This is a genomic window from Acinetobacter sp. A3 (assembly GCF_012371415.1).
Lineage (GTDB): Bacteria > Pseudomonadota > Gammaproteobacteria > Pseudomonadales > Moraxellaceae > Acinetobacter.
Window position 1 is genome coordinate 38158 of sequence record NZ_JAAZQW010000016.1, and the last position, 21052, is coordinate 59209.

23 protein-coding genes are annotated in these 21052 nt (G+C 41.8%); 15 read left to right on the forward strand and 8 right to left on the reverse strand.

Going from position 1 to position 21052, the window contains the following annotated elements; all coding sequences use genetic code 11:
* Nucleotide 1: 1 nt before the first annotated feature.
* Complete coding sequence (orn, locus tag HHA42_RS07175) at nt 2-559, reverse strand: oligoribonuclease (protein WP_004976254.1); 558 nt, start codon at nt 557-559, stop codon at nt 2-4.
* Between the two features lie 122 nt (nt 560-681).
* Here orn and rsgA point away from each other — a divergent pair, with 122 nt between their 5' ends.
* From rsgA to secB, 4 genes are all read left to right on the forward strand, one after another.
* Nucleotides 682-1740, forward strand: coding sequence for a small ribosomal subunit biogenesis GTPase RsgA (rsgA, locus tag HHA42_RS07180; protein ID WP_168525981.1), 1059 nt, complete (start codon nt 682-684; stop codon nt 1738-1740).
* Nucleotides 1741-1834: 94 nt separating this feature from the next.
* A complete protein-coding gene (locus tag HHA42_RS07185; RefSeq protein ID WP_168418423.1) occupies nt 1835-2242 on the forward strand; it encodes a rhodanese-like domain-containing protein in 408 nt (135 codons plus the stop codon).
* Between the two features lie 30 nt (nt 2243-2272).
* Nucleotides 2273-2530: a glutaredoxin 3 gene (grxC, locus tag HHA42_RS07190; protein ID WP_162164696.1), complete on the forward strand. Its 258-nt coding sequence runs from the start codon at nt 2273-2275 to the stop codon at nt 2528-2530.
* Between the two features lie 36 nt (nt 2531-2566).
* The gene (gene secB, locus HHA42_RS07195; protein WP_070153851.1) at nt 2567-3025 is read left to right on the forward strand and encodes a protein-export chaperone SecB; all 459 of its coding nucleotides are present in this window, start codon (nt 2567-2569) and stop codon (nt 3023-3025) included.
* Nucleotides 3026-3105: 80 nt separating this feature from the next.
* Here secB and coaBC read toward each other — a convergent pair whose 3' ends face one another.
* A complete protein-coding gene (gene coaBC / locus HHA42_RS07200) occupies nt 3106-4380 on the reverse strand; it encodes a bifunctional phosphopantothenoylcysteine decarboxylase/phosphopantothenate--cysteine ligase CoaBC (RefSeq protein ID WP_168461830.1) in 1275 nt (424 codons plus the stop codon).
* 113 nt (nt 4381-4493) lie between these two features.
* Here coaBC and radC point away from each other — a divergent pair, with 113 nt between their 5' ends.
* Together radC and HHA42_RS07210 are read left to right on the forward strand one after the other, a co-directional pair.
* Nucleotides 4494-5192, forward strand: a complete 699-nt coding sequence (gene radC, locus HHA42_RS07205) for a DNA repair protein RadC (RefSeq protein WP_168525984.1) — start codon at nt 4494-4496, stop codon at nt 5190-5192.
* A 68-nt stretch (nt 5193-5260) separates the two neighbouring features.
* A complete protein-coding gene (locus tag HHA42_RS07210; RefSeq protein WP_168418420.1) occupies nt 5261-6169 on the forward strand; it encodes a bestrophin family protein in 909 nt (302 codons plus the stop codon).
* An 81-nt stretch (nt 6170-6250) separates the two neighbouring features.
* On the opposite strand, the gene HHA42_RS07215 is transcribed toward HHA42_RS07210, so the two are convergent.
* Nucleotides 6251-7102 (reverse strand): PHP domain-containing protein, encoded by an 852-nt coding sequence (locus HHA42_RS07215; RefSeq protein ID WP_168525986.1) that lies wholly within the window; start codon nt 7100-7102, stop codon nt 6251-6253.
* 45 nt (nt 7103-7147) lie between these two features.
* On the opposite strand from HHA42_RS07215, the gene HHA42_RS07220 reads away from it, so the two are divergent.
* From HHA42_RS07220 to mnmC, 4 genes are read left to right on the forward strand one after another with little or no spacing between them, the layout of a single operon-like run.
* A complete protein-coding gene (locus HHA42_RS07220) occupies nt 7148-7759 on the forward strand; it encodes a septation protein IspZ (RefSeq protein WP_168461834.1) in 612 nt (203 codons plus the stop codon).
* Between the two features lie 29 nt (nt 7760-7788).
* Complete coding sequence (locus HHA42_RS07225; RefSeq protein WP_019838031.1) at nt 7789-8091, forward strand: YciI family protein; 303 nt, start codon at nt 7789-7791, stop codon at nt 8089-8091.
* A 5-nt stretch (nt 8092-8096) separates the two neighbouring features.
* Nucleotides 8097-8567 (forward strand): hypothetical protein, encoded by a 471-nt coding sequence (locus tag HHA42_RS07230; protein WP_168418416.1) that lies wholly within the window; start codon nt 8097-8099, stop codon nt 8565-8567.
* 37 nt (nt 8568-8604) lie between these two features.
* Complete coding sequence (gene mnmC, locus HHA42_RS07235) at nt 8605-10515, forward strand: FAD-dependent 5-carboxymethylaminomethyl-2-thiouridine(34) oxidoreductase MnmC (protein WP_168525988.1); 1911 nt, start codon at nt 8605-8607, stop codon at nt 10513-10515.
* A gap of 81 nt (nt 10516-10596) precedes the next feature.
* Here mnmC and HHA42_RS07240 read toward each other — a convergent pair whose 3' ends face one another.
* Complete coding sequence (locus tag HHA42_RS07240) at nt 10597-10911, reverse strand: rhodanese-like domain-containing protein (protein WP_019838034.1); 315 nt, start codon at nt 10909-10911, stop codon at nt 10597-10599.
* Between the two features lie 91 nt (nt 10912-11002).
* On the opposite strand from HHA42_RS07240, the gene HHA42_RS07245 reads away from it, so the two are divergent.
* On the forward strand, nt 11003-11491 hold the full coding sequence (locus tag HHA42_RS07245; RefSeq protein ID WP_168418414.1) for a YajQ family cyclic di-GMP-binding protein: 489 nt from the start codon (nt 11003-11005) through the stop codon (nt 11489-11491).
* 12 nt (nt 11492-11503) lie between these two features.
* A complete protein-coding gene (locus HHA42_RS07250) occupies nt 11504-12013 on the forward strand; it encodes a DUF4442 domain-containing protein (protein WP_168418413.1) in 510 nt (169 codons plus the stop codon).
* Between the two features lie 67 nt (nt 12014-12080).
* Here the strand turns inward: HHA42_RS07250 and HHA42_RS07255 are convergent, their stop codons facing one another.
* From HHA42_RS07255 to HHA42_RS07265, 3 genes are read right to left on the reverse strand one after another with little or no spacing between them, the layout of a single operon-like run.
* Nucleotides 12081-12509 carry an acyl-CoA thioesterase gene (locus HHA42_RS07255; protein WP_136143966.1) on the reverse strand — a complete coding sequence of 143 codons (429 nt, stop codon included), beginning with the start codon at nt 12507-12509 and terminating at the stop codon, nt 12081-12083.
* 42 nt (nt 12510-12551) lie between these two features.
* Nucleotides 12552-12983 (reverse strand): thioredoxin TrxC, encoded by a 432-nt coding sequence (gene trxC / locus HHA42_RS07260; RefSeq protein ID WP_136143965.1) that lies wholly within the window; start codon nt 12981-12983, stop codon nt 12552-12554.
* Entirely contained in the window at nt 12984-13880 is an 897-nt protein-coding gene (locus HHA42_RS07265; protein ID WP_168461840.1) for an alpha/beta fold hydrolase, read from the reverse strand.
* A 124-nt stretch (nt 13881-14004) separates the two neighbouring features.
* On the opposite strand from HHA42_RS07265, the gene HHA42_RS07270 reads away from it, so the two are divergent.
* Both HHA42_RS07270 and HHA42_RS07275 read left to right on the forward strand, forming a co-directional pair.
* Nucleotides 14005-14340 carry a TIGR01244 family sulfur transferase gene (locus HHA42_RS07270; protein ID WP_136143963.1) on the forward strand — a complete coding sequence of 112 codons (336 nt, stop codon included), beginning with the start codon at nt 14005-14007 and terminating at the stop codon, nt 14338-14340.
* On the forward strand, nt 14333-14755 hold the full coding sequence (locus HHA42_RS07275; protein ID WP_168525990.1) for a sulfur transferase domain-containing protein: 423 nt from the start codon (nt 14333-14335) through the stop codon (nt 14753-14755). Before HHA42_RS07270 ends, HHA42_RS07275 begins: the two co-directional genes overlap by 8 nt.
* A gap of 151 nt (nt 14756-14906) precedes the next feature.
* On the opposite strand, the gene HHA42_RS07280 is transcribed toward HHA42_RS07275, so the two are convergent.
* Nucleotides 14907-19265 carry a hypothetical protein gene (locus HHA42_RS07280; RefSeq protein ID WP_252726311.1) on the reverse strand — a complete coding sequence of 1453 codons (4359 nt, stop codon included), beginning with the start codon at nt 19263-19265 and terminating at the stop codon, nt 14907-14909.
* A gap of 209 nt (nt 19266-19474) precedes the next feature.
* Between HHA42_RS07280 and HHA42_RS07285 the strand changes: the two genes are divergently transcribed.
* Nucleotides 19475-20857 (forward strand): dihydrolipoyl dehydrogenase, encoded by a 1383-nt coding sequence (locus HHA42_RS07285; RefSeq protein WP_168525992.1) that lies wholly within the window; start codon nt 19475-19477, stop codon nt 20855-20857.
* The last annotated feature ends 195 nt before the right edge of the window (nt 20858-21052 follow it).

The following is a 21052-nucleotide window of genomic DNA, read 5'->3' on the forward strand; positions in this document are numbered from 1 at the left end:
CTTAGTCTTGATTCATAATAAAAAAATATTGGCGGTAATATTTCAGCTCGGCAATCGAATCGCGAATGTCATCCATCGCCAAATGCGAAGCGTTCTTTTTCAAACCGCTCATAATTTCAGGGCGCCAGCGCTTTGCCAGTTCTTTGACTGAAGACACATCCAAATTACGGTAATGAAAATACTGTTCCAATTCAGGCATTAAACGGTGCAAGAAACGGCGGTCTTGGCAAATTGAGTTACCACACATTGGGGATGTTTTTGGATTCACCCATTTCTTTAAAAACTCAATGGTTTGCTGTTCTGCATCCTGCGCAGTGAGTTTGCTGCGGCGCACACGCTCAATTAAACCTGACTGCCCATGCTGACGCGTATTCCACTCATCCATAGCATTTAAAATGCGGTCAGGTTGATGCACTGCAAGCACAGGCCCTTCTGCCAAAATATTCAGATGATCATCGGTCACAATGGTGGCCACTTCAATAATCTGGTCATTGTCGGTATCTAGACCGGTCATTTCCAAATCAATCCAAATCAGGCGAGTATCAGGCGTGCTGCTCATAAATGTGCAATCTTATTCGGCTTAAAAACAACATAGTAGCAAATTTCTTGCTTCTTGGCTGTAACTGTGCCCCCGCTTCATGCTATTTTTGCCATCCTGAGCTCATGGTTTTTAGGATATGAATGGCTTTAATTCGTAAACGTCGATTGACTGAACAGCAGCAACGTCGAATTGAAAAACAACACAAGTCACGTCAGGCAGATATTGACACCTCACATGATTTAGAAGGCTTGGTGGTACAACACTATGGCCGTCAACTGGAAGTGCAAGCATTATCTGTCCCTGAAATTCATCCTGAAAAGCCTATAGTCCAAGCAGGCGAACCAGAGCCTTTTTGGAAACCCATTGAAATTGGCAGTGTTTGGCGCTGTCACACCCGTACCAATTTAGAATTATTGGTGACGGGAGATCGAGTGAAATGGCAGGCCGACCCAAATACAGGTTTGGGCATTATTAGCGCGATTCATCCACGTCAGTCTTTGCTGACCCGACCAGATCGCTACCATAAGGTCAAACCTGTTGCCGCCAATATCAGCCTGATTGTTATTGTGTTTGCGCCTTTGCCTGAACCTGCACCGGGCTTAATTGACCGCTATTTGGTTGCCTGTGCCGATGCAGACATTCCAGCCCTATTGGTCTTAAACAAATCTGATTTACTGCAAGAAAACGACCCAATTTTAGACTTGCTTAAGGAATATCAGGCCTTGGGCTATGAAGTTATGCAAACCCAGTCCGATGGCAATTTAGACCATTTAGCCGCACGTTTAGCAGGTGAAACTGTAGCCTTTGTGGGGCAATCTGGCGTAGGCAAAAGCTCGCTGATTAATGCCATCGTGCCTGAAGCGGCACAAAAGACCAATATCATTTCGGAAAACTCAGCCCTTGGGCAGCACACCACCACTTCTACCCGCTTAATTGACTTTGGCGAAGGCGCTGCCTTAATTGACTCACCTGGTATTCGTGAATTTGGTTTGTGGCATTTAAGTGCAGATAAAATTCAGCACGGTTTTCCTGAAATTGAAAATTTGCTGGGACATTGCCAATTTCGTAACTGTACCCATAAACATGAAAAGCAATGTGCGTTGCGACAGGCTGCTGCACAGGGTGAAATTTTGCCACGTCGTTTAGACAGTTATTTAAGACTCTGTGATGAAATTGCCGAAGCGCAACAAAAAAATTAATTTTATTATGGCGCTGCCCTTGAAGCGGTGTTTTTGATCGCCATATTTATACGCTATACTCTTGAACAATTTTGAAATTGTAATTAGGTGACTTGTGGAACGTTGGTTCGAATTTATGGGGAATCATCCCTTCTTATTTGGGACACTGGCCGTATTGGTAGTGTTGTTCTTTGTGTTAGAAGGTCAACGCAATGGTCGTAAAATTTCCCCACAATCTTTGGGTATTTTAGTCAAAGCTAAAAATGCCATGTTGATTGATTTACGTGATGCCAAAGATTTCCGTGAAGGTCATATCAGTGGCAGCCGCAATATTCCCTATAGCCAAATTACCAAGCATGTTGAAGAGCTAAAAACCTCAGATCGTCCATTGGTCTTTATCTGTAACTTAGGTCAAGTTGCAGGCAGTGCTTTACAACAAGTCGCTCATGCAGATGCCTATCGTTTAGATGGCGGCATTAGCAACTGGAAAGCACAAGGTTTACCTTTAGTAAAAAGCAAATAGTTATCCCTCATATTTTTCGCAAGGAGAACGATCATGGCTGAAGTCACTATTTATTCAACGACTGTGTGTCCATACTGCATTCGTGCAAAACAACTCCTTGAGCGTAAAGGCGTTGCCTATAAAGAAATTAATTTGTCAAACGAAGCGCCTGAAGTACGTGTTGAATTAATGCAACGTACCAATCATCGTACCGTTCCACAAATTTTCATCAATGACCAGTTTATTGGCGGCTTTGACCAATTATATGCGTTAGATCGCGAAGGCAAACTCGATCAATTATTGGCATAAACATAACACTATATAACCAACTCGTAAGGATTTAACATGAGTGAAGAACAACAAGCTCAACCACAATTGGCATTAGAGCGCATTTATACCAAAGACATTTCTTTTGAAGTTCCTGGGGCACAAGTATTTACCAAAGAATGGCAGCCTGAACTTAACATTAACCTGTCATCTTCTGCAGAAAAAATAGACCCAACCCACTTTGAAGTGGCATTAAAAGTTGTGGTTCAAGCCAACAACGGTGGCGATACTGCATTTATTGTTGATGTTACCCAAGCTGGTATTTTCCTAGTTGATGGCGTTGAAGAAGAGCGTTTACCGTATATTCTGGGCGCATACTGCCCGAACATTTTGTTCCCATTCTTACGTGAATCTGTAAATGATATGGTAACCAAAGGCAGCTTCCCGCAATTATTGCTCACCCCAATCAACTTCGATGCCGAGTTTGAAGCCAATATGCAACGTGCGCAAGCTGCTGCAGCAGAAGGCCAAGCTTAATTTACGCTGTATTTAAGCTAAAAACCGCTGAAATTTCAGCGGTTTTTTTATGTCATTAACTTATGGATATACGATAAAGGTTAAAACTCATCATCCTGTGATGGATCACGATATAAAGCATCATGTATCGCCTCAACCAATTGCTGTGCAATTTCTTGCTTCGAGGCTTTTTCCAAATCACGTTTTTCCATGTGGTAGCTTTCAGCAAAAAATACGGTCATGGCATTTTCATCTGAAGCAAAGCCAATATCGGCACGGGAAACATCATTGCAGGCAATCATATCTAGCTTTTTCGCCACCAATTTACCCGCTGCATATTCTTCTACATTGCGAGTTTCTGCCGCAAAACCCACCATAAATGGACGTTTTTCCTGCTGAGCAATAGTCGCAACAATATCTGGGTTTTTCACCAAGGCCACATTCAGCTCATCGCCTGACTTTTTAATTTTGTGTTCTGCAATTTCTGCCACACGATAATCGGCCACCGCAGCTGTAGCAATGAAAATATCACAGCCCTTATCTAGCATTTGCAAACTGGTATCTAGCATTTGAATAGCTGAAGATACATTGATCCGCTGTACGCCATTCGGTGTATCTAAACTCACTGGGCCAGCAATGAGCGTAACTTTTGCTCCTGCCGCATAACAAGCTGCAGCCAGTGAGAAGCCCATTTTGCCGGTACTGTGGTTAGAAATATAACGTACAGGGTCTAAGGCTTCACGGGTTGGCCCTGCCGTAATGGTGACGTTTTTACCTGCTAACATGCCAAACTTTTCCACCAAGGCACGCTGTGCCTGATGAAAATACTGAGTGACCTGATGGGCTAAATCTTCAGGTTCAGGCATACGCCCTAAACCGACATCGCCACAGGCTTGTTCGCCGGCATCAGGCATAATCACATGCACGCCATCTTCCACCAAAGTGGTTAAATTACGCTGTGTGGCTTTGGCCGCCCACATTTGCTGATTCATGGCAGGTGCTACCCAAACAGGTGCATTGGTGGCTAAATATAAAGTGCTGAGTAAATCATCGGCCAGACCTGCAGCAAACTTGGCTAAGGTGTCACAGCTGGCTGGTGCAACCAATACTAAGTCCGCCCAACGTGCCAGTTCAATGTGCCCCATGCCTGCTTCGGCTTCGGTATCTAACAATTCAGTATGTACAGGATTGCCCGACAGTGCCTGAAAAGTCAGTGGTGTGATAAAGGCTTGTGCACCCTTAGTCATGACCACACGAACACTAAAACCAGCATCTTTTAAACGACGCACTAAAATCGCACTTTTATAGGCCGCAATACCGCCTGTCACAGCTAAAATAATGTTTTTATGAGGGATGACGCTTAAATCGAAGCTCACAAACAAGCCACCTTTTTGTTGCAGTGGCGCTCACAATAGCATTAAATAATGTCATTCCCAAGAGATCTGCTTGGATTAAATTTTCAAATTTAGAATAAAAAAGTCAAATAACAATGCATTTATCTATTAAACATTGGCCTGAACAAGAGCGGCCACGTGAACGTCTCATTCAGCAAGGCGCTGCCAGTTTATCTGATGCCGAACTATTGGCCATTTTCCTACGCTCAGGCTCACAGCAACATTCTGCGGTGGAGTTAGCACGACTGCTGATTCAACATTTTGGCAACTTAACCGCCTTATTAGATGCCCCAATCACAGAGCTGTGCCAGTTTCACGGCATGGGCAGCAGCAAATATTCGCAGCTCATGGCAGTCAAAGAGCTTGGACGGCGTTATGTGGCTGAACATTTAAAACAAGAGACCATAGAGCTGAGCAATTCAAAACGCCTCATGGAATATTTACGTTTTGAACTTTTAGGTGAAACACGTGAGGTCTTTGCTGTACTTTGCCTAGATGCCTGTTTAAGAAAAATTAGCTTTAAAAAACTCTTCTATGGCACGCTAAATTCTTGTGAAATTTCCATTAATCAATTGTTGCGTTTTGCCATTAGTCAGCATGCCACCGCCCTTGTAATTGCGCATAATCATCCTTTTGGGCTCCCCCAACCTTCAGCTGCAGATTTAGCATTAACACGACAGATACAACAGGCCTGTCAGTTGCTAGAACTACGTTTGATTGATCATTGCATCATTTCGAGTGAGGGCAATTTTTCCTTTGCCGAGCAACAATTGCTGAAATTTGAGCACACTTAAAATTTGTATATTGACAAAGCCTGCACAAGCACAGAAGATCATCAAAAAATTGTGATGATTCTAATAAAATGATAGTCGATCAACCCAGTGTATTTAACTTATTATTTTCGTGGCGGGGCACGATTTTACCCAAGGTCTTGCCACCTTTAGGGGTGGTGATGTTACTCTCCACCATTATTGGTGGTTTGTCCTATATTGGTTACTTTCATTTTCCTGAATTGCCCTTAGTCGGCTTTACCTTAATTGGTGTCGTCCTATCGATCTTTCTTGGCTTTAAAAACAGTGCCTGTTATGACCGCTGGTGGGAAGCACGTAAACTCTGGGGCATGCTGATTGCCAATGCACGTCATTTTGACCGTGACTGCCGTATGCTGACTCAGGCACGCCGTGAGCGTGTGATTCAGCATGTCATTGTATTTGCCAACGTACTACGTGACCGACTGCGTCATCAAACCGCCAATCCTACCGAATTAATACAAACCAGTGGTATGAGCCAGCAAGCGATTACCCAACTGTATCAACAGGCCAACGCACCACAATACACCCTAAGTCTGATTCAATGGGAGTTGATGCAAGCCCTAAAAGAAGGTGAAATTTCCGATATTATTTACACCCAAATGAATCAGCACGTGACCGAACTCAGTTTGGTGCAAACGGGCTGTGACCGTATTGCCACCACTCCGCTGCCATTTGCTTATTCCGTATTGCTGAATCGTACTGTGTACTTTTTCTGTTTTATGCTGCCGTTTAGTTTGGGGTCTACGCTCGGATTGGCGACCCCACTTTTGGTCGGTATTTTAGCCTATACCTTTTTAGGCTTAGATGCGCTCAGTTCTGAAATTGAAGAACCTTTTGGTACGCAAAGTAACGACTTACCATTAGATGCCATGGTGCGTACCATTGAAATTGAATTATTGGGTACTTTGGGCAAACCAACCCCACCGCCTATTCAAGCTCAAGACAATAATTTGCTTTAATTTATTACCCCTCCCTAGCCCTCTTCTATACGGGGAAGGAACTCCTTCTTCATCTGGGAGAAGGTTGGGATGAGGGAGTTATTAAACAAAACTCTCCCAGATCCCGACTTGCCCCTCTTTCACTCGTGGAATATTACCCAGTTTAATCCATGGCATATTTTCACCATGAAAATCGCTGCCAACGGATACTTTTAGGCCATGTTCAGCAATCATACGATCCACCATTTGACGGGTCGAAGTAGGGTCAATATTGGGTGGTAACTCCACAGCATCTCCCCCATATTTGGCAAAAATTTCAATCAAATAACGAATATTGGTGGCAGATAAATCATAACGAGTGGGATGCGCCAACACAGCAAAGCCCTGACTTTCGTGAATTACCCGAATGGTGTCTTGTAGACTCAAGCCATCAAATTTCACATAGGCTTTTTTGCCTTCTTTAATATATTTATCAAATGCTTGCTGAACACGTGTCACAATACCTTTTTCCTGCAAGGTTTTGGCAATGTGTGTGCGAGTAATCCGATCTGCCACACCCTCAACTTTGGCCAGTACATCGTTATAAATATCTTGCCCAATCAGCGGAGTCAGCAAATCACAAATTTGCTTGGCACGTTCTGCACGAATTTGTTTTTGCTGTTCAAGCACCGCCTGCAACGGCGCAGGATTTTGCATATTCAAGGCCACCACATGCACGCTGTAACTTTTTTTGGTGGCAGGCCGTGACCACTGACTAGAAATTTCCACGCCAGAAATAATCTCAAAAGCCTGTCCCTGTGCAGCTTGTCGTGCCAATAGCACGCCATCCATCGTGTCATGATCAGTCAATGCCAAGGTGTGAATGCCCTGTTGAATGGCTGCAGCCACCAGTTCTGCGGGTGACAAAGTTCCATCAGAAATATTACTGTGTGTATGTAAATCTACGCCGTGCATCACTTATACTATGTCATTTATTTGATCAGATTTAGATACTCTAACATGAAAGCACTTTTAGACTTTGTGCCCCTCATTATTTTCTTTTATTTATACAAAACTGTAGATCCAAAAGACACCGACCATCAATTATTACAACTCATCGGCTCTGCAGGCGGTGTCGATAATAATCATATTCTTGTGGCAACCACAGGTCTGATCATGTCCATGTTGGTGGTGTATGGCGCATTATTCGTCATGCAAAAATTCCGTCTAGATAAACAACAATGGATTGTGCTGTTTATGACCGTTATTTTTGGTGGTGTCACCTTAATGCTAAGCGATGACTTTTATATCCGCCTCAAAGCCGCCATTTTAAATATTGTCTTTGCAGGTGCTTTTTTACTGTCGCCGTGGTTCAGCAAAGACCGTAAACCCCTTATTCAACGTTTATTTGGCCCCGTATTCAACTTAAGCGAAACAGGCTGGAAAAACCTAAATTATGCATGGGCTGCGATGTTTGCCGTGATGTCCTTCCTGCATGTGTTTTTTGCATTTTTATTTATGGATGGAAAATATTGGGGTGAATTCACCGCTTTTGGTGACATGATTGTGATGTTTTCCTTTATCATTGTGCAGTTTATTGTATTGCGCAAATACTTTAAAACATCTGAATAATTTCTGATCTGCAATATTCGAGAGTAGCTATGCCTTTATTTGTTCTAAGTTGTACTGACCGTGAAGGTACACTGGAAAAACGTCTTGCGACACGTCCTTTACATTTGGCACGTTTGCAACAGCTAGATGCAGAAGGTCGTTTGATTGTGGCGGGCGCTATGCCTAAAGACCCAAGCAATCCACAAGCAGGTTTTTATGGCAGCACCATGATTGTCGACTTTGATAGCCGTGAAGCCTTAGACGCATGGTTACAAGATGAACCTTTCTTAAAAGAAGGCGTGTACAGTCATATTGACGTCAAGCCATTCAACAAAGCCTTTCCTCAAGGATAAGCAATATGCGTTTCGTTGTTGCCAGTGCTGTTCTACTGAGTTCAGCCGCCTTTGCTGTTGAACCAACGCCAATGCCGAACACAGCTGCTGCAGTTGCGCCTACAGCGGCTGTGAGCAATGCGGCTGCAGCTTCAGCAACCACAGCAGGTAATCCCGCAGTGCCTGCTACTCAAAATAAACCACTGACTGCCGAACAAATTGCTAAAAATAAAGCCATTCAGGAAGCCAAAACCAAAGCCTTGATTAAAGATCAAAGCACACGTTTGCAACAACTCGAACAGGCCAACCTAGATGCCTTAGCACAAAATCAGGAACTGCAACTTAAAAATGATAATTTAGGCGTGCAAGTCCAAGTGCTGCAAAGTGAACGCAGTGCACAAATGTTTTTATATGGTGCAGCGACACTGGCAGTAGGCGTATTGCTCGGCTTTCTAATTGCCAGTTATGTTTATACCAAGCGTCGTCGTCAATGGTAATCTGACTGCGCACCTTTTCATTTAAAGGACTTTTGTTTTGTTTCAGCCTATTCAAACTGCCGAGCTGGATTGGCAACTGGTCGATGGCATTGATGTGCCCATTTCCAAACAGTTTGGTGATGTGTATTTCTCTAAAGACAATGGCCTGCTCGAAACGCGGCATGTGTTTTTACAGGGCAACGACTTACCCACCCGCTTGGCAGCACTCAACGATTTTGAGTATTTTTGTGTAGGTGAAACAGGCTTTGGAACAGGCTTAAATATTTTAGCGCTGTGGCAATTGTGGCAACAGGTACGTCCTAATAATCACAGTCACTTGCACGCCATTTCTGTAGAAAAATTTCCACTCCGCAAAGCCGATCTAATTCGTGCCTTAGCCGCTTGGCCAGAACTGAGTCATCTGTCTGAACAGCTGATTCAGCAATACCCTGCAGCCATAGCAGGCTGTCATCGTTTAAATTTTCCAGATGAACGCTTTAGCCTCGATTTATGGCTAGGCGATGCACAGGAAGTATTCCCTGCAATTGCCAAAACCACACCTGTAAACGCTTGGTTTTTAGATGGCTTTGCCCCCTCTTGCAACCCAGATATGTGGCAGGAAACGGTACTGAACCCCATTGTAGCCTTATCAGACTATGGCACGACCTTTGCCTCATTCAGTGTGGCAGGCGTACTTAAACGTGGCTTAAAACAACACGGTATTCAGATTACCCGCCCACGTGGTTTTGGGCATAAACGGGAAATGCTAAAAGCAGTTTGGCAAGCGCCGGACATGATGCCACAAACAGCAGATCAGACTGAAATGGCACAAATTGCGGCAACAAACCGCAATACAGCCACCAAACAGCGCCATATTGCGATTGTAGGCGCAGGAATTGCAGGTTTAAGCTGTGCTTGGGCATTTGCTCAACGTGGGCATCAAGTCACGCTCTACGATCAAACAGCGCCACTTGCAGGTGGTTCAGGCAATCCCTTGGCATTGTTAAACCCAAAACTTTGTCCAGTTCATCAAACTGCCGATCACTTAATGACGATGGCATGGCAATATGCCTTGAATCACTATGCCGTATTCAAGGCATTTCGTCCGTTGCAGATTCATCAATTGGCGCTTAAACATGCCGATGAATTACTAGATTTAGCCACACAATATCCACCAGATATTTTAACAGCGCACACCGCTGCAGAATTCACGCCACAAAGTAATTTTGCCAGTTTGAACTTATTGCAAGCAGGTGCGGTTTCACCACATCAACTGCATGATGAAATTCTTGCACACCCACTCATTCAGTTTCAGCAAGCTCAAATTGAAAAAATTACAGCTGCAGCGCAACAGCAGATTTTACACAGCACAGATGCTGAACTCGGACGTTTTGATCATGTTATTGTCTGTGCTGCCCTGCAAAGCGGTGCTTTTTTTGAAAACTATCCTGTACTTAAACCCATTCGTGGGCAAGTCAGCTGGTTAAATAATGCCAATCAAGCTTTGCCATTATCACAAGCCTATAGCTATGGCGGTTATTGCATGCAGCTCAATGCTAAGCAGCTCATATTAGGTGCATCGTTTTATCCAAATCGGGAAGATTGCGATGTATTGGCAGAAGACCATGTGCATAACTACGAACTTATCCACAGTGTCTTTCCTGCCTATGCCAAAAATTTAGCCCCTGTAGACACTTGGCAAGGACGTGCTTCTGTACGTGCCCAAAGTCAGGACTACTTCCCTTTACTGGGTAAAATGCATGATGATCAGGAAATCTATAGCTTGGCAGGACTGGGTTCTAAAGGTTTTTTATTTGCCCCATTGTGCAGTGAAATACTGGCAGCACAGGTTTTAGCCGAAGCCTGCCCTGTACCGAAAAACTTACTGCAAAAACTGGCCGTAACACGCTTTCAAAAAAAAGTGAAAGCCAAAAAACCATATTTTAAAAATATTCCCCCCTTAGCCTAGCCCTTAGTTGTAGATAAAAGGGATAAAACAACACCCAACAAAAAAGCGCCTTTCGGCGCTTCTTTTTTGCAGTTGCAAATATTATGCACCCTGCTCCAATGCTAAGCCAGCATCACGTGCTGCACGCGTACCACCCATTAACACCACATATTCACGTGAGTTGTCAAAACCCTCAAGTAACTCTGCTGCACGTGGGGCTTTACTACCACCACCACATAAAATGTAAATCGGTTGATCCGCTGACACCTGAGTGAGGCTCTCTGCTGAAAGATCGCTAATAGGCTGATTTACTGCCCCTTTCACGTGTGCTTCAGCATAAGCACTTGAATCGCGTACATCCCAGATCACTGCATTTTCTGGGAACTCAAATGTTGTAATTTCTTGTTTACGGATCATTGCGCACTCCTTTGATGTAAACAACACTTGGCAAATGAAGAAAACATCCCTAGCATCTCAGATATTGTTTCCATTTGCAAAGGTCTTCATTATGCCTTCTTTCGATATTGTTTCTGAATTAGAACTTTTTGAAGTGAATCATGCGGTTCAAAACACACAAAAAGAAATTGGTACTCGTTTCGATTTTCGTGGTCAAGATGTGTCTATCGAACTCAATGAAAAAAACAAAGAGATTAAAATCTCCACTGAAAGTGATTTCCAATGTGAGCAAGTGTATACCATGCTCGAAAATCACTTCTATAAGCGTAAAGTCGACATTCAGGCACTTGATCCACAAAAAATGACGGCATCAGGTAAAAATGTGATTCAAGTGATCAAACTAAAAGATGGTCTTGACTCAGATACCGCAAAAAAAATTAACAAAGCCATTAAAGACAGTGGCATTAAAGTGCAATCTTCTATTCAGGGTGACAAAATTCGTGTAACCGACAAGAAACGCGATACTTTGCAACAAGTGATGGCGTTCTTGAAAGAGCAACAATTTGGTCTGCCATTGCAATTTAATAACTTTAAAGATTAATTTGGGGATGCCATGACACCAACCAATCGCTTAAACAAACTGGTCAAAGCAACATCAAAATTGCCTAAAGGCATTCAAAGCCGCCTTTTAAGTCAAGCTTTTGGTCGTGTCGTGCCTATGGTGGGTAGTGCAAAAATTCGCTATCACGAAGTGACTCCATCACAAGTGGTGGTCAGCATTGCCAATCACAAAGCCATGCAAAACCATATTGGGCAAGTACATGCCTGTGCAATGGCACTGCTTGCCGAAACTGCAACAGGTTTTGTAACGGCTATGAATGTACCAGATAGCGCAATTGTGCTGATTAAAAGCCTGAAAGTGGACTTTAAACGCCCAACTCAAGGTGCTATGACCGCCATTGCGACCTTAAGCCCCGAACAGCAACAACTCATGCACAGCACCGACAAAGGTGAAACGCTGGTCAATGTCAGTGTCATGGATGAATCTGGTGAAGTTCCAATTCAGTGTGAAATGCTGTGGGCTTGGGTGTCTAAAGCACATTTAAAGCAAAAACAAGCCTAAGATTATTCTCTAAAGCAAAAAATCCCAGATCAAAGATCTGGGATTTTTTATAGTCACTTAAAAATAACTACGCTTGGCTCGCCTGAGCCTCTAAAAACTTCTGTTTGGATTCTTCAGGAATCTGACGTTTTGAACCTTTGACATCTACCGCAACAAAGGTAAACACTCCTTCGGTAACACGCACGGCTTCACGTGAATCATCATGGCTGTCCCACACTTCAATTTGCATTTGAATTGAGGTATTGCCCACTTTCAAAATTTTGGTATAGCAACTGATCACATCGCCCACTTTCACAGGCACTAAAAAAGTCATCTGATTAATTGAAATCGTGGCACAGCGCCCTTTACTAAAGCGCTCGGCATGAATTGCACCCGCCAAGTCCATCTGTGACACGATCCAGCCTCCAAAGACATCTCCACTCCAGTTGGTATCTGCTGGCATGGCAATTGTTTGTAGGGAAAGCACTCCCTCTGGTTTTGCATGAGAATCTGACACGTTCACTCCGGACATTTGCATTAAGTTAGCACGAACAGTGCATTAAGACTGGGCGTTAAGCTGCTGATCCAACCACTGTTGTAATTCAGTCGCACGTAGCGCACCGCTTATTCTAGCAATTTCATTACTTTTATTCATCAGTACCAGTGTTGGAATACTGCGCACATGAAACGCACTGCTCAAGCGTGGATTGGCTTCTGTATCAATTTTTGCAAATACTACATGCGGATTTTGCTTAGCCACCGTTGCAAAATGTGGTGCCATCATCTTGCATGGACCACACCAGTCTGCCCAAAGATCAATCAGAATAGGTAAATCGCTGTTTTGAATAAAATGACTAAAATTTTGTTCATTCAGTTCAATTGGCGCAAGCGGAATCAAGGCTTGATGGCACTGTCCACACGCAGGGCTGGCAGATAATTTATCTTCAGGTACTCGGTTTTTTGCACCACACTCAGGACACACAATAATCATTTACTGAACTCCAAACAGTTGCTGTAAAAACTCTAATTGGGTCTGAATGGTTTTTTTAAACCATTCACCATGATAAATATCGAAATGTTGCATATCCCACTCTTCATATTGCACATAAGGCGCAATATTGGTGGCTGTTTCACGACTAGATTCAATTGGAATCAAACTGTCGTGCTGTGAGGCAATAAACAACACCGGGATGTTGATTTGGCGGACTTCCTGAATGGGACGATAACGGATTAAATGAAAAAACACCCGCGCAGGAATGGTACCGCTCCAATAATAATCAGAATTTACAATGGACATATAACCTGCATAACTGTCTGCTGTAGGTAAAAAGCACAGCGCCTTTTGCGCCACCACAGGCAGTGTTTTTGGCGACATACCCACCTTTGCACCCATATAATCCTGACTGGAGATTTTTAAGGCTTTAGGAAGTTGCTGCAAAGGATACAACTTGGCACTTTCCGCACCATCGACAAAAGGCACTTGTACCATCACCGCAGCCAAATTGTGTAATCGTGAAGCCAAACTGAGTACATATCCACCGCTCAGCGATGTTCCCCATAAAATCATGCGCTTGGCATCTATAGATTTACGTTCTGCGATATGTGAAATCATGCTGCGCCAATCATCTAACTGCGCTTCAATAGACACCAACTCACGTGGACGACCTGTGCTTCCACCCCAATAGCGATAATCAAACAACACCACGGCATAACCTGCCTGTGCAAAATGCTGCGCATATTGCACCAATTTAAAATGACGTAAGGCAGCCAGTCCATGTGCCATTAGAATTACTGCGGGTTTTTCTATAGATTTGGGGCGATAAAAGTCTGCAGCAATCACCTCATGATCGCTTTTGACATATAAAGGCTCGACCGTGTAGGAATGCATACGCGCTCCATTGCGTTATTTTATCGTTATCATCGTTATAAATATTTCAGAACATTCAGCTCATGAATCTGCTTAATGCTATCATAAAGCATATTGTCATGAATAAAATGATGGAGTGTTTCCCATGTCTGAACAAGTAGGTTTTGCAGGTCAAATTGGTCCTGAGCATGTGACTCAGGTGCTTGAGAAAGGTTTTAAGTCAATTATTAATAACCGCCCAGATATGGAAGGTGGTCCTGAACAGCCCACCAGTGCACAAATTGAAGAAGCCGCACGTGCTGCAGGTATAGATTATGTTTATCAACCTGTGGTATCAGGTCAGATTACCGAGCTAGATGTTCGTGCATTTGCCAATCACTATAACGAATTGCCAAAACCTGTGTTGATGTTCTGCCGCACGGGTAACCGTTCTAACAACTTATTTCAGTTGGCAAAACAAATGGATTTGTTGGATGACTAAACACATCCTCAAACATGTGTTTTGCTGTATTCTGATCTGCAGCAGTATCTCGCTGAGTCACGCTCAAAACGATGCTCAGGCTTTAAATACTCAAGTCAGTGTTGCAGGTCAGATGAATGCTGCCAAATTTTCACAGTTGATGCGACAAGGTTTTAAATCTGTGATTGTGAACCGCCCTGATCAAGAAATGGGCAATGCAGTCAAGGTCAGTGAATTACGCAATATCGCGGAAAAATCTCAGATCAGTGTGATTTATCAGCCCGTTAATAGCGGTAAAATTTCTCAAACAGACATTCTTGAATTCGCTAAATATTATAATGACCTTCCAAAACCAATTTTAATGGTCTGTCGTAGTGGTGCTCGTTCAGCAACTTTGTTCAATCAGGCTAAATCTCAAGGATTGATTCATGAATAAAATTTTGGTCGTGTTATGTCTGAGCTTGACCTTTGTTGGCTGTAGTTCAATGAATTTGAAGCCGACTGTGGGTGTGAGTGTGGGGACTTCGATTTAATTTTTTAAATTTCAGTTCCCATAAAAAAACAGCGCCGAAGCGCTGTTTTTTTTATTAGTTACAATTCAAATTTGTTCCATATGGGCTAGTATCGAAAGGTTGACCAGCTTCTGACTCATAATCGTCTTTAAGTATACTTAAAGGATAATACAATGTAGATTCAAGATTCTGCATAGGAGTACTATTGATCTTTACTACTGCTTTAAGATCTAATGTTTGCCATCCAGCGTACTGTCTTAAATAACGTACTCGGAAATCAAACTTACCAGTAGCATCAGTTTTATAAGTTATTACATTAGAACTTCCACCTTGTGGTAAAACAAATGCCGTTGCAATTTGTGCAGAAGCCGGTAAGTTTGCCCCAAAACAACTTGCGGTAGTATCTTTAAGGCGTGTAGGTTTCCCATCTACTTTAATAGGAGTATATGTACCTTTATTAATACCTAACAAGTTAATTGATAGCGTAACATCACGATTCGCTAATGCCTTACCATCTTTATCTACTAATTGTGCAGACATGGACTCAGTATAATAATTACCATCTGATTTTTCGAGTTCAGCTGAACGGCCAAATGTTAAATGACCTACTGGCTGTTCCTCTTCATCAGGAGATGGAATCACATCAATTTTGAAGACATTTAATGTCACATTAGAGGTGGATATTGTTTCTGCATCCGAGAAACTTGCAAATAATTCTAGATCCTCCCTAATAAAATCTGCCGCCTTATAAGTTTGATGACGAGCAGTTTCATCCACTCTTACAGTAAATGTTGCCTGACCATGTACATCAGTAGTTAAGCCTGAAGCACCGACAATGATCGCACCATTATTTATAAAGTTATTAATACCTAGAGTGACATATTTATTAGCCACCCCTCCGCCATTTTGATCTAATAAGGTGACTGTCACCGAAGTACTATCACTGCGTACATCTAAAGTAGGTTTTACAGAGGCAATACGTAAACTATATCGGGGATTAGTATTAGTAGGCTCATTGACACCTAAACGGTATATCTGAGAAGTTGTTACTTGATTGATTGGATCGACTAAACTTGCTTCTAGTTCAATTCCACTTGCTATTAATGCATCTTTCCCATCTTGCATCGCATCTGTTGGAATAAGTAAGGTAAAGAATCCATTACCATTTTTATCAGTAGTAATAGTATAAGTATCTACAATGCCATTATCTCCCTCATCCTCATTTACAATCCCAACGCTACGTCCAATCGTACTATTCGTCTTTTTAACTTTAAGCGTAATATTTTGATTTTCGGCAACTTTACCATCTAAAATATTTTTTGCATATACTGTAATAATTGCTTTATCACCATCAACGCTTAACCAATCTTTAGATGAATTAATAGTTAAAGTATAAGGATTAATTACATCTTGAACTGCAAAATTTAGCTTCGTCGGAATTTCATTACCACGTGGATCACGGATAGTTCCTGTTACTACAATAGATTTTAAAATAGCAGATGTAATACCTTGTGGAATAATCAAGTCAATTGGCACTGAACCATTTCCTTGTATTACCACTCCCTCAGCACTCAGTTTAACACCTGCAGCAATAGCTTCTGGATTCAGAGTCAATCGCATTGGTGTACCAGCTGCAGTATTAATCCCCATTTCATCTTTAACAGCTGCATACACTTTAACTGTTTGCCCAGCTGTCACTGTTTTTACATCTGATGTTAAACGTGGGTTTAACGCATTTGCAGGAGCAGTAATATTAATTGCACCTGTTTGCTGTAAACGGTCACCATTATTTAAGTTTGTACCTACTACAGCAAAGATAATGCCATTTTTGATCAAACTAGGGTCATACTCTCCCTCGGCTACGGTCACGGTAAATTCAGCTTCACCATCACTATTCGTTTGAGTTGGTATATTGCTTAATGACACACGACTAGAAGTGAGACTAGATAAAGCAATTGCAATTGGTGTATTTGGAATAGGCTTACCCTTTTCATCCACTGCTGTAATTTTGACGCGGGTCTCACCACCGAGAACAGAAATAGGATCTAATGGCTTATCTTCTATTGTAGTAAACAGAAAGTTAGCCAAGTCTGGTAAAACGACTGGTGGTTGTGCAACATCAACTTTCTTTGTAACAGTAAATGCGGAACCATCTGTACGAGTTGATTTCACGACTACCGTTAAACCATTCGCAATTAGATTCGTGAGTTCACTTACATTGCCCGCTTTTACTTTAATTGTAAATTTTGCATGGCCATTTGCATCTGTGCGAATAGCTTGCGTAGAAACGTAACTCACACCATTATTTAATGCTGCATCATTTAAACCAATACTGATCAGCTGATTTTTAAGTAATTCGCCATCAGTACCTTTTGCGGTGACATTAACAGTTAATGTTTGCTCTTGACCCACTGTTAAAGTCAAATCTCCCAACATATCAACTGTAAAGTGATCAAGATCAATCACACCTTGTTCTGTAGGTGCTTTGAAATTCAGACGCAATGTTTGTGTCTTACCATTTGCTGAAGTCGCAACTAACGGTACACCTTGAATCGCTAAAGCAGCTTGCTCAGGCGATAAATTTGCCTTGTAGTCAATAGTAAAAGTTGCATATCCATCTGCACCGGTCTGTTTGGAAGACTGACCTGTATGACTCAAGCCTAAATCTTGCAACTGTTCATCACTTAAAGACCCTGCAATATTCAAAGACACAGTTTCGCCAATTAGTGCACTACCGTTTACACCAACTGCCTTCACTTTAACTGTGAAAGTTTGAGTTTTTGTATAATCAAATACCGCTAGTTTTGGATCTGTCGAAGAAGTGATTGGATCTATAGCTAAATAGCGCGTCGCTTCTTCAGCAACTTCTTCATCAGCAACTGTAATCGCAATTGAATTGCTTACACCGTTATCAGCCGTAAAATTAGCTTTAATTCCTGCTTTTACCAATGCTTCTACTGCAGCAGGTGTTTGGGCATTTGTCTTAATATTAAAAGTAGCAAACCCGTTCACCAAGTCTTTATCCGCAGCCCCATCCAATGTTACACCATTTGATGTTGCCTCAGCATTTAAGTCAAGTTTAACCTTACCTTTAGTTGCTGCTAAGCCTTTATTATTAATTGCCTTAACAGTTACAGCAACTGAGTCATTTTTTGCATTCACTTTATATGAGGATGCAATTTCTAAACGCTGAATAGCTTCGGCATCCGAAGCATTTACATTTTCTGTTACCACATCAACGATAACACTACCAGAAGCAAGGTTAATACCATCTGTATAGGTTGCGCTTAACGAAATACCTGTGTCGGATAAAGCAAGTGGATGTGTAACATCGGCCGTGCTAATCGTAAATTCTGCAATACCTTGTGCATTCGTTTTAGCAGTCGCATTATTGAGTTTAACGCCATACGCGAGCTCATTTTTTGTAAAGCTCAAACGAATCTCTTTTCCACTTAACGGTTCATGTTGATCATTCTTTGCTAATACTTGGATTTTTACAGGTGTTGTACTTTTCGCAGCAACAGCCTGATCTGGCTTAATTACTGAGAGAGTTGAGACAATCTGAGCTGTGTCTTTAAATGTTAAATCTGCTGTTGCGGTTTTTTCCGCTTTATGTTCATCAACTAGCAAAAAACTTAATGTTTCAGACTTACCTGCAAAAGTAGCAAGATCAACTGATGTAAAATTACTACTCGCTTTAAGTGTATATTTCACCTCACCCTGAGCATTTGTTTGTTGAGTTGCTGCGCCATTAGTGATAATAAATTTACCGCGCATCGCTTCAGGCATATTTAAAGTAACAGACTGATTCGCTTTAATACCACCCTTAGCATCTGTTACAGTCGCAGTGACATCCACACTGCCATTTGGTAAAATTAATACTGTACCCTGAGTCACATCGATTCTAAAGTCACTGCGAATCGTACTACTTTTTTTAATATTTAAAGTGTATGGAATACTGACTGAAGTGCCATCAACAGTAGCTGTTAATTGTACTGAACCTTCAGCTTCTGTTAATGCAGGAACATTAATTTCAAAAACAGCTACACCATTTTCACCTGTCGCAACCACAGAGTTGGCACTGCTTACACCAAACTTATTTGTCGCAATTGATAAGCGAATATTCTTGTTGGCAATCCCACCATTGTCAGCATTTAAGGCTTTGACCGCCAAATAAACTTTTGAATTATCTGGTGCAAGTTGAATTTCTTGTTCACTCGCATTCTGTAAAACTCTTGTTAAACTGGTTGCCACCTGTGATGTGTCACGGGTTGAAGTATTTCCACCATCGTTATTTGGCGGATTCGTAGTACTATTATTGTCTGTATTGTAATAACCATCACTTCCACCACCACCACACGCAACCAATGCGATAGAAGAAGCCAATACTGTAGACTTTACCCCTAATTTTTTTAAGTTAATAAAATATGTCATATTCGTACCCATCGTTTTTATAAATGCCACAGACCCGCAAGATAGTTTACGGCTTTTAACGGAATTTACTCAAAATTACAAAAACTTTCAATGTAAATCTTCCAAACCACAAATTAAATCGTGATATCGGCTGTTAATTGTAGTTATTTCAACTTAAAGGTTATAAATTAAATATTAGTTAACCATTTAATAAAATAGGTGTAACCATCATGTACGACCTCATTATTATTGGTGCAGGTACCGCAGGCATTAGCGCCTATAAAGAAGCAATTAAATACACCCAAAACCTACTCATCATCAATCACGGTCCATGGGACACCACCTGTGCCCGTGTTGGTTGTATGCCTAGCAAAGTCCTCATCTCTAGTGCCAATCGCATGCACGACATTCAACATGCACAAGAAGTTGCACTCACGGTAGATGCAAAAATTGATACATCCCAAATCATGACGCACGTACGTCAATTACGTGATCGTTTTACCCGTGCCACACAAAAAGATGTAGATCGCTGGGAAACATCCCATAAAGTTTCAAGCTTTGCGACTTTTATTGATGCCCATACAATTCAAGTGAATGGACAACAATATCACGCAAAAGCTTTTATTATTGCAGTTGGCTCTACTCCTGCTTATGAGCAAGCATGGAAAGTAAACTTAGGTGAACGCTTAATCACATCAGATCAAATCTTTGAATTAGAGAACTTACCGCAATCTTTGGTCGTCATTGGCAGTGGTGTAATCGCAATCGAGTTAGCTCAGGCCATGCAACGCTTAGGGGTAGAGACCACTATTTTTGCCCGTAGTCGTAAAGTTGGTTCACTCAGCAGCCCAGAACTACAAACCATTGCACAAAATACACTTAATCAAGAATTGAATATCAAATTTGAAACCTTGCCAACACAACTACAAAGAACAGAACAAGGCGTGCAAATTGAATATCAAGAAGATGGACAAACACAGAGCTTAACTGCCGATTATGTATTGGTTGCCACGGGTAGACGCAGCTATTTAGATCAGCTTCATCTTGAAAATATTGATACAAATTTCAACAACATCAAACAGCTCCCAATTGATGCACACACCAAACAACTCGGACGGCATGCTATTTTTATTGTGGGTGATGCACACACTAACACCCCCATTCAACATGAAGCAGCACATGAAGGGCGTGCAGCCGTGCATAATTGTTTAAGCTTTCCAAACATTGAAAATATTAAAACATTAACACCCATGGGTATTGTGTTTAGCTCACCTGAAATGGCATCTGTAGGACAAAACTATAAACAACTGAAAGATCAAAATATTGCATTTACAACAGGCTTTGTTTCTTATGAAAAACAAGGTCGCGCCTTGGTGCTAGGAAAAAATAAAGGTGCTATTGAAGTTTATATTGATAATAAAAGTCAAAAGTTATTAGGTGCTGAATTATTTGTGGATGCTGCTGAGCACATGGCGCACTTATTGGCTTGGATGATTGATGAAGAACTCACACTTGAGGATATTTTAGATAAACCGTTCTACCATCCAACACTAGAAGAAGGTTTAAGAACAGCATTTAAACATGCACGTCGACAACTACGGGAAGTTGGCTAAAATTACAAAATAAAATGCTTATCTATAAAACCATCCATTGATGGTTTTATTTTTTGGTGTTCTTTATTTTTATTCTTTTTAATTTTAATTCAGGCATAAAAAAACACCCTCAACGTTAGTTGAGGGTGTTTCGAATAATGAGCTGGCGATGACTTACTCTCACATGGGTAACCCCACACTACCATCAGCGCGAAG